Source organism: Paenibacillus sp. F4 (genome assembly GCF_002894905.1).
In the GTDB taxonomy this organism is placed as follows: domain Bacteria; phylum Bacillota; class Bacilli; order Paenibacillales; family Paenibacillaceae; genus Paenibacillus; species Paenibacillus polymyxa_B.
This window is the reverse complement of the sequence record NZ_POVS01000012.1, coordinates 254-14,876: the sequence shown is the minus strand read 5'-3', so window position 1 is coordinate 14,876 and position 14,623 is coordinate 254. Positions and strand designations below refer to the sequence as shown.

Sequence of the window (14,623 nt, the reverse complement as noted above, 5' to 3'; positions counted from 1 at the left end):
GTTCCTCCAAAATCTAGAAGCTATTGACGTTTCATTTTGCGACCATGTGCCAATATAATTATTCATATCTCAGTGCATCTATAGGCTTCAAACTTGCTGCTTTATAAGCCGGGTATACTCCAAATAGGATGCCTGTGCCCGCAGAGCTAAGAAACGAATATAGGATCGGCGAGATCGTAAATTCAATGGTCATATGTGCAGTTGCCTCAAGTATCTTGGACGCTCCTATGCCTGTCACAACCCCGATTGTACCTCCTAATAGACCAAAGATGACCGCTTCAGACAGGAATTGAATCATTATATCTCTCGGCTTGGCACCAATGGCTTTTCGAATACCTATTTCTCTTGTACGCTCTATAACTGAAACCATCATAATATTCATAATTCCGATTCCCCCTACCACGAGCGATATCGCGGCTACACCACCCAGCAAGCTGGTCATGATATTATCTACACCGGAAACTGCACCTGCTGCTTCTGAAAGACTCATAATTTGAAATTGATCCGGTTCCGAGGGTTTTAGCTGGTGCGTTAAACGCAAGCTTTCCAATATGTCTGAACGAGCCTGATCCATCAAAGCTGGTGACTTGGCGGACACGTCCAATCCTGTAATGTTCTTCTCACCCAGACGGTTCATTATGGTTGTAGCAGGGATATAAATTTGTTCATTAGTGCTGTAGCTTAATTTCGTTACTGGCTGAGTATTTAATACTCCAATTACCTTGAAAGGAATCTGTTTAATTTGAAAGGTTCGTCCCAATACATTTTGGGTATCTCCACCAAAAAGACGTTGAACCGCTTGGCTTTCAAGAATGGCGACATTCATGCGTTTATCCATCTCATCGTTGGTAAATGTTCTACCCTCGGCAAAGGAAAGCTTTTTGGCTCTATAAAATGAAGCAGATGTCCCTACAATGGTTGCATTATAGTTATATCGACCCCATACAGCTTTTAAATTGCTTGAAATATGGGGCATCATTGCTGCAATCGAACTCTTTTGTTCCAATGCCTCGACATCTGTCCACGTAAAGGAGGTCAAGTTGTCCGTATTTGCTTCTTCCTCGGTCATTGGCATGGCTGGAGCAACCATAAGCACGTTATTCCCTAATTTATTGATTTCCTCCTTAATACTGGCCTTCGAGCCGTTTCCGATCGCCATAATGGCAAGACAGCTGCCACCCCGATAATAATACCAAGTATTGTTAAAAATGAGCGCATCTTGTTGGTGGTTAAGCTATTCATTGATACACGGATCGTTTCCATCAAATTCATAGGCTTACCATCCTTGATGAAATTCGTCTATTCGTAATAGGCTCATCTCGCTCAATATTACCATCTCGAAAGCTAATCAATCGTTTGGCATATTCAGCTATTTCCAGCTCATGAGTAACCAGGACAATGGTTTTTCCTTGTTCATTCAAGCCTTGGAAGAGTTCCATAATCTCGATGCTCGTCTTTGTATCTAGTGCCCCCGTAGGCTCATCCGCCAGCAGAATAACAGGATTATTCACCAACGCACGCGCAATGGAGACACGTTGCTGCTGACCACCAGATAGCTCATTAGGCTTGTTGTACATCCGTTCTGCAAGCCCTACACTTCGAAGCGCCTCTATAGCTCTTTCCCGGCGCTCCTTGGCAGGAACACCTGCATACATCATAGGCAGCTCCACATTCGCTAAAGCTGTAGTACGAGGAAGCAGATAGAATTTCTGAAACACAAAACCTAGTTTCTGATTTCTAATCTCCGAAAGTTCGTTCTCACGAGCATCCAATATGGAATACCCATCCAGGTAGTATTTTCCAGTATCCGGATGATCCAGGCAACCAATGACATTCATCATGGTAGACTTGCCTGAACCAGAGGGCCCCATGATAGCAACAAACTCACCTTCGTTAATAGATAAGTTCACACTGCGCAGAGCCTGAATCTCCTGGCCGCCTACTTCATACATTTTTTTCAGCTCTTTAATTTCAATAACGGTTTTATTGGATTGAGTTTCGCTCATTGTGCCTGCCCCCCTCCACTGTCATTCGGATCGGCACTGCTGTTCTGAGGAGGAATAACAATGGTTTCGCCTTCCTTGACACCAGACTTGATTTCGGCCTGATCCGCAGTATAGACACCCAGTTTCACCGGTCTAAACTCATAATCCGCCGGATTCGCCACGTTCTTCGCCACATATACTCCATCCACACCACCTTCAGATCTCAATGCAAACAATGGCACAGACAGCGCATCTTTGTGTTCAGCTAACAGAAGGGATACATCCATGTTCATCCCCGGTTGCAGCCTTATTTTTTGGCTATCCAAAGACAATTCAATTTTGTATGTAGTCACATTGGATTCCGTCACTGGTTCTGGAGAAACAAAGAGTACTTCGCCTTTAAATTTTTTGTCCGGGAATGAATTCGAGTGCATTGTTGCCTGAAGTCCAGTCTTTAATTTAGCAATATCGCTTTCGTTAACCTTGGCAAGAACCTTCATAACCCCTGTGTTGGAGTTATTCATTACAATAAAAGGTGCAGTAGGACTGGTACCCACATCGCCGTTGACCTTTAAAATGATCCCCTCCCACGGCGCCGTTACCTGTAATTTACTCAGGACACTTTTCTTCTGCTCTAATGCTGTTTCAGCCTGCTGTAAAGAAGCCTGTGCAGATTGGATGTTAGAAGCTTCAGGTGGGGACTGTGCAGCCTTTAATTGTATTAAAGCGGTTTTATAGCCCATTTCCGCTTCCTCAATCGCCTCAGTTTGTTTGGTCTGTGCCTTCTTGTACTGCAGCTCGGCATTACTCATATCCAATTTTGCCTTATCCAGATTTTGCTTGGCTGTCGCCAGGTCACTTTCTGCTGCCGCATCATTCTGAACCAGATAAGCCTGGTCATCATAATCCTTTTGGGCCTTATCCAAAGTCACCTTGGCTACCTCCTTTTGTGCAGCGGCTTCCTCTAACTCCATCTCGTTCTTAGCTGTTTTAATTGCCATCTGTGCCTTTAAGACATTTGCTTTCTGAAGATCGATATCATTGGTTTTGGGTCCGCGTTTGGCTTCCTCCAGCTTGGCTCGGGCAATCGCGACATTGGATTCGGCATCCTTAACTTGCAGCCTGGCATCCGAATCATCTAATCGTGCTAGAACCTGACCCGCTTTGACACTATCTCCTGCTTTGACACTATCTCCTGCTTTGACATTGACAGCAATGAGCTTGGCACCCTCGACATTTGTAAAATTGATATTGACTTCCTTAGAAGCCTGAACGGTTCCAGTTACTTTAAGCGATTCGGTCATGTTTGTTTTCTGTACCTGTACGATCTGGTTCGCAGGACCCTCCACGGGTTTTTCCTGACTTCTATTCATATAAACAGTACTGCCAATTCCAGCTATAATAATCAAGATAAGAATACCTATGATCCCTTTCAATCTTTTTTTCCTTCTTAACACTTGCAATGCATCTTTCTTTTCTGTTTCCGACAATGTTATATCCTCTTAAAATGTATTTTTTCTAAAACCTATACGCTCCACGGTTTGTTTAAAGCATGTTGCAGCATTGTCATTTGAACAATGAGTTCATCCTTATTCCGTTCAATTTGCTTCACTTTTAACTGATTCGTGGCGACCTCCGTACCTGTGGCAAATCCACGTTCCCTTTTTTTTACGAGATATGTCCAACACTTTAATAGCGTTCTGTAAATTACTTTGCATTTGTTCGTATTGTTCATCATTTTGCTGTAAGTTAAAGTAGATACTCTTTAGTGATTCTGCCAGTTGATCCTTGGTATTTTTGAGTCCGCCTTCCGCTGAGTCTACATCAATCTGTTTAATTTCATAATCGTCCGTTCCCGAGTTCCATGTGTAATATTTAACTTCCATTTTTGCCAGCTTGACAGCCTCCTCCTGTCTCCATACCGAAGGACTCGCCGAGATTGCACGCGTCACAAGCGTATCCAAATTCGTGTTATCCATTTTCCGGTAAGCCGGTCGATCAACCAGTTCATATACCGTACCTTGCGACTGCCCCATTTGCGTGTTTAGCGAATCCAGTGCTTTTTGCAGTGCAGCCTTTGCAATGTCTACATTCTTTTGAGCCTCTATACGAGTCTGAATAATCGTACTTTGATCACCTGGTGAAATTTTTCCACGGTTGGCCTTCGCTTCAGCAGCTTTTTCTTCCAATAGCGCGAGCGAAAGTGCATCCTCACTACTCTTTACTTTGTTATCAGCCAGAAGTACGTCATAATAATTCTTCATTGCAGTGTAGTCTGTCTGATCTTGAGCAAGTTCGATTTGCTTCTTGGATTCCAAATAAGAAACCGTCGATGAGGCATACCCCTTCCAAGCTGAACTACTAGCCGCGTCCTCTTCACCGTTGCCTGCACCTGCTGGAATGAAATCCAGATTCTTACCTGCATTTTTTAGGTTAATCCGGTTACGATCTATCGTTTGCTGGGCTTCTTTCAAGCTAAAGCTATTAGACCGTGCCCATTGCTGGGCTTGACTCAGTGTTAATTTCACACTTGCTTTGGTAACCTGCTGCGCCTCCTCTGCTTGAACAAAGGACTCTGTAAAAGAACTGGCCGATAAGGCCAACAACAATAAAATGAACATGCTTTTTTTCATAGATATCCCCCTCTTTCTAAGTTTCATTAAGTATAATAAATACGTTGTTATATGAATCTAAGTTCTTCCTCTACACTACAATTTCTTTGTATGACTCCCCACCAAGGAAATCGTGAATTGAGAGCTGCATCGTCTATAATTCGTGGAGATTCCAGAAAGGAGGAACCCAACCCTCCCCTTCTGCAACTTTTTTACACACAGCTTATCGTTCCTTATAACATCTTCAAATCCAATTGACGAAGGTACAGGAACCGTACAATAAGAAAGGAAAAGAATTGGATTACCCAGAAGTACAACATAATCTGAATCAGCGTAAGATGAAAGGGTACTGCATTTATTCCAGATGGTTCTGATATAAATAAACGAAGCACTATTCCTATGGATGATACGACTAATGGCAGAAGAAATAAAAATGCAATTTGTCTGGATGCAGCTCGTCTCATTTCCCTTGAGTTTAGTCCGATTTTCGATAAAGCTCGGTATATTTCCTCATCCCGTTGAAGATCTACATACAATCTGAAATACAGCAGGCTTACAGTGCTTGCCAACATAATTATGGCGATAAATCCGCCAATAAATTCGCTAATATTCAGATCCATCTCCGATGTCAAATAATCCACTGCTCTAGAGTTAAGCACCCCTTTATTCACCTTGTTGGCCAACACGGAATACAACCATATCTCCTGTTGAGTTTCTGAAGTATCTAAAGAAAGTTGACCATTCTTCCATTTTGGCACAAAGTAGTAAACAGATTTGTATGCCAATGGATCATTGAAATAACGTTGTTCAATTAAATGGTCGTAAGTTCGATCTGGAACAACAAGTAACCGTCCTAGTTCAGAGATGATGTTTTCAACAAACTTTATGCTATGGTCCAACTTCTGAGTATTCATAATCTGAGTATTCATAATCTAAATATTCATAATCTGAATATTCATAATCTGAATATTCATAATCTGAGATTTTCCTTGATTGTAAGTTAGCTTTTTTTTCAAAAAAGGTTTTCTGTTCTTCTAAAGACATCCCGTTTGAATCAAAAATGAAAAAGCCTTGATGATCCCGAAGCGCTACTACCTGTTTTAGTTCCTTAAACCTGGAAGCAAGAGCCTCATAATTGGATTGTTTCATCACAGGTGCGAGCTGTTCACGAAAGGGAAAGATCAGTATTTCACTTTTCGAATAATCCACCCCAGCCGTATAAAGATTTTGGTCAATCTCTTTTTCAAGCTCTATAGAACTTACAACATCAGAAGAAAGTGCAAATGAATAAGATTGCTCCTTAAGAAATCTTTTTTGCTGCTGCATGGAGTCAAACGTTGATGCTGCTCCTACACAGGAAATGATAGAAATTAGGGTAATTAATGAAAACAGCCCGGCATTATTCCTAATTTTGTATGTGATCTCAGATAACCATAATAAGCGTATTCCGCTCCAAGACCATTTCCTGTTAGCTCTAAGCAATTGAATGAATAGTACACATAATTGAGTGTAAAATAAGTAAACACCAATAAATCCCATTACAATTGTATATTTAAATGTGTCTCCAACTGAATAGTGTAATATATAAAAAGAAAGAGTCCCCAAACGATACGGTGCCAGATAAATGTAGGGTGGAAAATCAATCCTCATCAAATATACAGCCGCTCCTATTAATACTATGGCAAGAAGGGACAGGCTCCATGAAGCTTTTAAATCCTTTTTGAGCTGTGGAACCTTGCTAAAAGGCTGCTGTAATTTAAAATGGCGTATGAAGAAAACAGACACAAATGAGATCAATATAAACAAAAACATAAAGCCCACCACGGTGAAAGCCAGTGCTTTCCAAGGAAAATAAAACGTTAAATACATTCCTATGACATTGGAGCCCAAAAGTAGAAAGAATTTCGCTGAAACAAATCCTCCGATAATCCCAGTAATTAAGGATAAAAAGCCTATAATTAGATTTTCATATGCGACCAAAAAATAAATTTGTCTGTGATGTGTCCCTAAAATGGTCAGTATACCCAATTCTTTCTTACGTGCAGCAACAAAGATATGGTTTGTGTATAATACGAAAAAAAAGGAAAATACAAAAATCAACAGATCAGCAACTTGTAATCCTTTTTTTACATTAGCTGCTGTGATTGCATTTGAGACATCCGGGTGAAAAATAAATATCGCATATACGAAAAAAATCGAAATCATCAATGAGCTGCTTAAATAATAAGGTACATAAGCACGTACATTGCGTTTGAGATTATTCCATGCTAACAGACGAAAGCTCATGTGCATGTCTACTTCCCCCCAAAAAGGAGAGCATATCTATGATTTCCTGAAAAAATATTTGCTGACTATGACTACGGTGGATTTCATTATATAACTCACCATCTTTAATAAAAATTACCCGATCACAATAACTGGCTTCCATTGCACCGTGTGTTACCAGCACGATTGTGGAATAATCTACACGGTTCTGTTCCTGCCTTACCTCATCCAGCAGCTCCCGAACTCGTCTTACCATAAAATTAAACGCTTCAGCAATGGTACCGATCTCATCCTCTGTGCGGACTGTTGTAACCGATTGCAAGTCACCGGTTACAACAGTCCGCATGGCCCTAGTTAGTTGTTCGAGAGGGCTAACGACCATTTTAGATAGAAAGCTAGCGCCCAGCCAGGAAAAAACAAGGCATAACACGCCGATTAAGAGCGATAATCTAACATTTTGCCGGACATCAGCCGTAAGCAGGCTAAGAGAAACAATATTGACCAACTTCCAATCCATTCGGTTATAATCAGTGACCGTTACCAGATTGCCCTCATACTCGAATGAGCACGTTCCATGGGATGCATTAGGTGCACAACGTTGGATGGCCTCACCCAGCTGTGGATTCACCGGATTCATCAGCATCTCATTGTCTTCTGCCACAGCCACGCGCATTTCGTTATCTAAAAAATAATATGATTTGGGCGCATCTGGATCGCTGGAACGAAAGTAATCGGACAAACCTTCTTCCTTCACTAACAGAAAAAGCGTTCCATAGGGTTCGCCGGTGTCTATATTAATGACCGTCTTCCCCAGCGTCAAAACGGGAGAGTTCGGTTCTGGTGTTAGGAAATCCATCTTCTCCATATCAAACCAGAGGGCCTGTCCATAACTTTCAGATTCCCTTACCCGTTTAAGCATGCTATAGATCTTGCGATCATCCCCGCTTTCGGTATAAGAGGCGAAAATTGTCCCTTCGTTATTAATGAATACAGCGGCATCCACCTCACGAAAGATTGACAAATCAATGGATAGGCGGCTCTGCATCAAGTTTCCAAACTGAATAGGCTCCATGGCATTATAAGGTTTGGCACCGTATGAATCATACATCCGGTTAATATTCGTGACCATAATATTGGCCGCCGTTTCCACACTCCTGAATATGTAATCGGTCCTAGACAAGATAAGCTGAGACTCATCGACCACATTGCTGGTGGTTCGTTCTATCAAAGAACGGCTGAAAAGTTGGTTGGACAACAGTCCAAGAATAAGCAGAGAAACAATAATTAGCGGAAGAAATACCGTTATAACCTTGCTTTTAAAGCGAAGTCGACCAAACCACTTACGAGCTAGTGACAGAATATTCAACTAGGACCCCTCCGTCATCAAGAGAATATTCATCATGTTAACACAAACAATCTCTACAGTAGTAGATCAAAAATAAAGTTAAAAAAATTCAACCGTTCTTCTTGAAAGTGCTTTAGAGATATGTTAGGATAAAGTCGATTTTTAGTAAAATTATTAACTAAAAAGGTGTGAGCTCTTTTGGCAACCATTAAAGACATTGCCCGCGAAGCGGGTGTGTCTGCCGCAACCGTTTCAAGGGTTTTAAATAACGATCTGTCACTGTCCGTAAGCCCAGACACTAAAAACAGAATTTTTGGGGTTGCCGAGCAACTCGGGTATAAGCCTACCCGGCTAAGGCAATTAAAGCAGAATACGGAACGTGCCGGGAAAACGGTCTCCCTCCTGCTGTGGTGTTCTATTGAGGAGGAAAGAGACGATCCGTATTACGCTTCGATCCGCCGTGGAATCGAACTGCGCTGTGAAGAGCTTGGCCTGACGTTGGGCCAGACCTTGCGAGGCCGCTCATCCATCGGCACCCTGCAGAAGGCGGACGGTCTGATTGTTGTGGGCGGCGTTGACCCTGAAGAGGTATTCAAGATTCATCCTGACAAGAACACCATTGTCCTTGTCGACCAGTACCATGAACAGCTGGAGTATGATTCTGTACGACTTCATTTCCGGCAAGCTGTTGATCAGGCACTCGGTCATCTACTTGAGCTTGGCCACCGACAAATCGGATTTATCGGCGGTAAGAGCGACGGTGAGCGAAGAGCGCATTATTTTGAACGATTCATGCGGGAACAGGGGTTGTACAATCCTCAATTCGTCCGTATAGGTGCCTGGAGTACCGCGGATGGTTATCTCATGATGAACGAACTCCTAACCCAACAGGAACGACCGACAGCCTGCTTCGCTGCAAGCGATCCGCTCGCTATTGGTGCCCTTCGCGCCCTTCATGGACATGGAGTCAAGGTACCCGAAGATATGGCTGTTGTCGGCTTCGACGACATTGAGATGGCAGCCTTCGTGCAGCCTCCGCTAACCACTGTCCGTGCTTATCCCGAACAGATGGGAAAGGCTGCCGTGCAACTGCTCTCTGAACGGTTTGAGGGACGTGAACCACCTGCGTACAGCGTGATCGGGACTAAGCTTGTCATTCGGGAGAGCTCATGCAAAAAAGGCTAACATCAGTACTTGAGAGTCTTGTTGTCATTGATCAGTATCCTTACGTAAAACAATAATGATAACCCCCTAAGGAGTGAATATCATGAACATTCATGTTAACGAGGCGCTTGGTTTGTTTCATTTGCAGTCCAAGGATTGCAGCTATATTATCCAGCTTGTAGAAGGATATCCCGCACATGTCTATTGGGGAGCTCAACTTCATCATGACCAAAGTCTTGCAAGTATATTGGAGCTTAGGGAGCGTTGCTCCTTCTCTCCCACTCCCGTTTCTTCCAACCGTACAATTTCTTTGGACACGCTTCCTCAGGAATACCCCCAGTATGGAACAAGCGACTTTCGTCAACCAGCTTACCAGGTTGCACTTGCGGACGGAACTCGGACTACGGAGCTGAAATATAGTGGTTACCGTATTGAACCGGGTAAACCAAAGCTCGAGGGACTTCCTTCCGTCTATACCGAATCGGATGATGAAGCCACAACCCTCTTTTTGATCCTTGAGGATCAATACTCTGGGCTTAAGACTACACTGCTCTATACTGTATTTGCGAACCACAGTGCCATTGCTAGGTCTACTCTTTTTGAACAAAAGGGAAGCGCTACCATGAATATTGAACACGCCATGAGCGCCTCTGTCGACTTCGCCGATTCCAACTACCAAGCTCTCTACTTACCTGGAGCCTGGGTTCGTGAAAGACATATCCAACGCCGCGATCTCGGACCCGGCTCCATTCGGCTCGAGAGCCGACGGGGTTCCAGCAGCCACCAAATGAATCCCTTTCTGGCACTGCTTCGTCCTGATGCGACTGAAGATCGTGGGGATGTTTACGGTTTCAGTCTAATCTACAGCAGCAACTTCGTCGCACAGGCAGAAGTAGAACAATTCAATCAGACTCGTGTAAGTATCGGAATCAATCCTTTTGACTTCTCCTGGCGGCTTGAGCCGGGTCAGTCATTCCAGACCCCTGAAGCCGTACTGGTCTTTTCCGAGGAAGGTCTTGGAGGCATGTCACGCACCTATCACCGACTCTATCGCACACGTCTGTGCCGAGGGGCTTACCGTGACAAAGAACGTCCGATTCTCGTGAACAATTGGGAAGCCACGTATTTCGACTTCGACGCCGACAAAATCGAAGCGATTGCCAAGGAAGCAGGACCCCTTGGAATTGAGCTCTTTGTTCTAGATGACGGTTGGTTTGGTAAGCGCGACAACGATGACAGTTCGCTTGGAGACTGGTTTGAAGACCGTCGCAAGCTGACTGGCGGGCTTGCTGACCTGGCAAAACGGGTTAATGAACAAGGATTACAGTTTGGCTTGTGGGTTGAGCCGGAAATGGTATCACCTGATAGTGAATTGTATCGTAACCATCCCGACTGGTGCCTGCATGCGGAAGGCCGCCGGCGGACGGAAGGTCGATCCCAACTGGTGCTCGATCTCTCCCGCAAGGAAGTATGTGACTACTTGTATGAGACACTTAGCTCCGTATTCTCGATCGCTCCAATTACTTATGTCAAGTGGGACATGAACCGTAATATGACGGAGATTGCTTCGGCTACCGCTCCTAGTGAACGTCAAAAGGAAACTGCGCACCGATATATGCTCGGACTTTACGATTTGATGGAACGTCTGACCTCCCAGTTCCCGGACATCTTGTTCGAAAGCTGTTCCGGAGGCGGTGGACGATTCGATCCCGGAATGCTCTACTATATGCCGCAGACATGGACCAGTGACGATACCGATGCCATTGAAAGATTGGCTATCCAGTACGGCACAAGCATCGTTTACCCGGCCAGTACCATGGGCGCACACGTATCGAATGTACCGAATCACCAGGTGGGACGAATCACCTCCCTCGCTATACGCGGCGACGTGGCAATGAGCGGGAATTTTGGCTACGAACTTGACCTAACTGCATTTACAAAGGAAGAAAAGGAGCTAGCTGCCAAACAAATCGCCCAGTATAAGGAAATTCGTTCCCTCGTACAGCAGGGAGATATGTATCGACTCCTTAGTCCATTTGAGGGCCGAGGCGATACGGCCTGGATGTTCGTTAGCGAGGACCAGTCCGAAGCTTTTGTCGCTTACTTCCGCGTATTAGCTGAACCGAATGGGCCCATCCGGCGACTAACTCTAAAAGGACTTGACCCAGATAAAAAGTATGTAATCGAACACGGAGCGACGGGCAACACTGCAGTCCATACGGGTAATATCTTAGTGGAATATGGCGTTTCCCCCTTCCGCGTAGCATTTGATGGCGAAATTTTTGGAGGTGACCGCCTAATGAGAATTGGGCTTGTTGTCTCCGATCTCTCTGGAGATTTCGCCAGCTCTACCTTCCGCCTTAAAGCTATCTCTAACTAATAACAAATGCAGTTAGCAACGGTGAATATCTATGAAAAAATTAAAACAAGGCAGGCCGATTTTCCGGCCTGCCTTGTTTTATAACTTTGGTCCCTGTAGATTAAAGACACACAAGAGATTGCCAAGCAATTGATCATTTAATAGCATCCTTGACTTTGATTCTCCATATCATATGATCAGAGCCTGCTCCCCAATAATCTTTTAATAAATAATCAGGAGTTCCAAATTTCTTTTTCCATATTTTCTGCGCAATACGATATCCACTATCTAAACAAAATTCTTCTACTCCTCTATTCTTCAGCGTCAGATACATTGATTTCAACAATAAATTCCCTACCCCAATCTTCTGGTAGTCAGGGTGAACAAATACAGTTCCTACCTCGCACAAATTTTTAAATGTAGCATTGGTAGATTTACTTATTAGTTCATTTACTGGTCCATATTCAATAGAACCCATTATTTGATTCCGATCTACAGCGATTAAGAAATATCGCTGCTCACCGTGACTCTCCAAGTCACTTTCCAAATATAACCTCTTAGTATCAATTTCCTCCTCTATGTCTTCCAGCATATGACCAATGCCTTCTTTAGCAAACGTGTCTGTAATCACAACTCTAAACAATTCATTTAACTTTTCGATGTCCTTAATTTCCGGCCTTCTGATTTCGACATTATTCATCTAATTTCAGCCGATGTATGATTCAGTACGGGATACTTTGAAAGTACACGATTCGGCAGCTCCATCAAACTTGTTATTTCATAAGTAGGTTGAATCCCAGACGTATTTGTTTTTCTGGAAGGGTTGAACCAACAGGTATCAATTCCGTATTTGTTCCCTCCTTGAATATCAGAGGTTAAAGAATCGCCGACCATGAGAACCTTACTTTTATTTGAGATGGCCAACTTGGTAAATGCGTAATCGAAAATACCAGGTTGCGGCTTTTGACAACCCACTTCCTCTGAAATAATTACCTGCTCAAACACATCACGCAGCGGCGAAAGCTGAATTCTGGAGGTTTGCACCTCTTTGATTCCATTCGTAATGATCGCCAAACGACAGTCGGATAGTACATTACATAATTCAATCGCTCCGTCCATCAAAAAAGCACCTTCACCCAAATAACGTAAATAAGCAGCACTAAAGGCATCTGGATTGAAGTCTAGACCATGAACAGTAAATAATCGCTTAAACCTCTCGACCCGTAGCTGTGCCGAGGTAATATGTCCTTCCTCTGCCTCTCGCCACAACGAACTGTTGATTTCATCATAGCTGGATTTATACTCCGTGGCCCCTTGCGGCAATCCAAATTGGGTAAACGTATTATGTAGCGCATGACTCTCTGCCATTTTAAAATCAAACAGCGTGTCATCAACATCAAACAAAATAATTTCGTATTTCATAACAACCTCCATATCATTGCTTTACTAAATTGTTCAGTCCGCTTGATCCTTTGAGCTGTTCCAGATAGAAGTACAACAAAAAACTAACAATACATTATTACCTTTTGGTTATTATACAGTACCTAATTAAGCCGTCAAGTCACTAATAACAAAGACATAGTATTTTGTCAACGAAGCAAAAGGTAGATAACGCTCAATAAGAATGCCCGTAAAATGAACGTGATTCTCATTTTACGGGCTACTGAGCATCTAAGAGATGATTTAGCAAAAATCCTAATGATTTTCATTCATCCATTCGGTTAATGTTTGATCAAAATAATGAGATTCTTCAAACATTGGGTTATGACCACTATGTTCAAAAATCACTTTTTTCACGTTCGTATAGCTATCATCGACCATGTCCCATAAAGAAATTGGCGCAACCAAATAATCATACCTTCCCAAACCAATAAATACGGGTTTATGGACATCCGCCAAGGATTGTATCAGATTCATGTTTCCGAATGCTTCTCCCCATAAATAATCAATGATAGGCATGTTCGTGTACACATCATTCCACGTGTAAGCCGCATCATAGGCATAATCATAAAAGCTTTGGGCTCCCATACGTATACACATGTGAACAAATCTTCTATCAGGGTCTCTTTTGATATCTTCCTCTAATAAAACAATGTCCTTTTCAAAACGTTCCTTTCTTTCTGGACTTGCCGTTTCATAAAAGAATGAAAAGCTTTGCCGCTGTCTTTCCTGGCTGTTCGTAGGTGCTGAATTTAATAGCACAACTTTTTGAACATAGTCCGGGTATTGTTTAGCATATTCCAAAGCCATAAAGGCATGCCCGGAATGTCCTAATATGATAAATTCATTTAGATGAAGGCATTGTCTTGCTGTTTCTATATCATTAATAACTTTATCCAAAGTATAGTCTTCTGGTTTTAAAGCTCGAGTCGGTTTTGCAAACCCTCTATGATCCAGAAAAATAAACTGAAACTTTTTATATAAATGGTCTGAAAATAAGCGAGGATAATATACACTACTACCGATCACCAATATCGGCCTTCCATTACCTTTTATAGCATATTTCAGCTTAAATCCATCACTAATAACTGTTTGATAAGTGCTCATTTATAATCTCCTTTTCTTTTTTTAATCACTCCCTTTCCTTTGTGTAATTCCCTTGTATTCTCCATAGAACGTTCCAACACTTCAACTCACCTCAGAAAGTACAATTTTTATGAGAAAAGTTTAACATGTTTTTTTCAAAAACAAAACTGGTTTACTTTTGTCTTACTTTTCTTGACTTAAGGGATTCATACTGGATTTTTGACAAGCATATCTTTTTGGAAACAAAAAAACCGCGATAATCGCGGTTTTTTATGTTAACGTCATACTTGTATTTGCTTGGCGGCGTCCTACTCTCCCAGGACCCTGCGGTCCAAGTACCATCGGCGCTGGAGGGCTTAACGGTCGT

At 42.8% G+C, this 14,623-nt stretch carries 11 protein-coding genes, 1 rRNA gene and 1 pseudogene (1 of these 13 only partly in view); 2 read left to right on the top strand and 11 right to left on the bottom strand.

Features of this window, described 5'->3' with window-relative positions; translation table 11 throughout:
* Positions 1-58 precede the first annotated feature (58 nt).
* The 7 genes and pseudogenes from C1T21_RS12530 to C1T21_RS28465 all read right to left on the bottom strand — a co-directional run bounded on the left by C1T21_RS12530 (position 59) and on the right by C1T21_RS28465 (position 7,244).
* Positions 59-1,272 (bottom strand): annotated as a pseudogene (locus tag C1T21_RS12530) (ABC transporter permease).
* Positions 1,269-2,006 (bottom strand): ABC transporter ATP-binding protein, encoded by a 738-nt coding sequence (locus C1T21_RS12525; RefSeq protein ID WP_103048498.1) that lies wholly within the window; start codon positions 2,004-2,006, stop codon positions 1,269-1,271. Before C1T21_RS12525 ends, C1T21_RS12530 begins: the two are co-directional and overlap by 4 nt.
* Positions 2,003-3,475 carry an efflux RND transporter periplasmic adaptor subunit gene (locus C1T21_RS12520; protein ID WP_103048497.1) on the bottom strand — a complete coding sequence of 491 codons (1,473 nt, stop codon included), beginning with the start codon at positions 3,473-3,475 and terminating at the stop codon, positions 2,003-2,005. Before C1T21_RS12520 ends, C1T21_RS12525 begins: the two co-directional genes overlap by 4 nt.
* A 108-nt stretch (positions 3,476-3,583) precedes the next feature.
* Entirely contained in the window at positions 3,584-4,618 is a 1,035-nt protein-coding gene (locus tag C1T21_RS12515; protein ID WP_258012443.1) for a TolC family protein, read from the bottom strand.
* Positions 4,619-4,830: 212 nt separating this feature from the next.
* Positions 4,831-5,292: a hypothetical protein gene (locus C1T21_RS27970; RefSeq protein ID WP_258012442.1), complete on the bottom strand. Its 462-nt coding sequence runs from the start codon at positions 5,290-5,292 to the stop codon at positions 4,831-4,833.
* A 193-nt stretch (positions 5,293-5,485) separates the two neighbouring features.
* Positions 5,486-6,889: an ABC transporter permease gene (locus C1T21_RS12510; RefSeq protein WP_258012441.1), complete on the bottom strand. Its 1,404-nt coding sequence runs from the start codon at positions 6,887-6,889 to the stop codon at positions 5,486-5,488.
* Positions 6,855-7,244 carry a HAMP domain-containing protein gene (locus C1T21_RS28465; RefSeq protein WP_374703724.1) on the bottom strand — a complete coding sequence of 130 codons (390 nt, stop codon included), beginning with the start codon at positions 7,242-7,244 and terminating at the stop codon, positions 6,855-6,857. Before C1T21_RS28465 ends, C1T21_RS12510 begins: the two co-directional genes overlap by 35 nt.
* A gap of 1,161 nt (positions 7,245-8,405) precedes the next feature.
* On the opposite strand from C1T21_RS28465, the gene C1T21_RS12500 reads away from it, so the two are divergent.
* Both C1T21_RS12500 and C1T21_RS12495 read left to right on the top strand, forming a co-directional pair.
* Entirely contained in the window at positions 8,406-9,392 is a 987-nt protein-coding gene (locus tag C1T21_RS12500) for a LacI family DNA-binding transcriptional regulator (RefSeq protein ID WP_103048495.1), read from the top strand.
* Between the two features lie 82 nt (positions 9,393-9,474).
* Entirely contained in the window at positions 9,475-11,751 is a 2,277-nt protein-coding gene (locus C1T21_RS12495) for an alpha-galactosidase (protein WP_103048494.1), read from the top strand.
* A 133-nt stretch (positions 11,752-11,884) separates the two neighbouring features.
* Here the strand turns inward: C1T21_RS12495 and C1T21_RS12490 are convergent, their stop codons facing one another.
* The 4 genes from C1T21_RS12490 to rrf all read right to left on the bottom strand — a co-directional run.
* A complete protein-coding gene (locus C1T21_RS12490; RefSeq protein ID WP_103048493.1) occupies positions 11,885-12,430 on the bottom strand; it encodes a GNAT family N-acetyltransferase in 546 nt (181 codons plus the stop codon).
* A complete protein-coding gene (locus tag C1T21_RS12485) occupies positions 12,427-13,152 on the bottom strand; it encodes a YjjG family noncanonical pyrimidine nucleotidase (protein WP_103048492.1) in 726 nt (241 codons plus the stop codon). The genes C1T21_RS12490 and C1T21_RS12485 overlap by 4 nt, the downstream gene beginning before the upstream one ends.
* Positions 13,153-13,425: 273 nt before the next feature.
* Complete coding sequence (locus C1T21_RS12480) at positions 13,426-14,277, bottom strand: alpha/beta fold hydrolase (protein WP_103048491.1); 852 nt, start codon at positions 14,275-14,277, stop codon at positions 13,426-13,428.
* Positions 14,278-14,551: 274 nt separating this feature from the next.
* Positions 14,552-14,623: ribosomal RNA gene (rrf, locus tag C1T21_RS12475) — 5S ribosomal RNA — on the bottom strand (it continues 52 nt past the right edge of the window).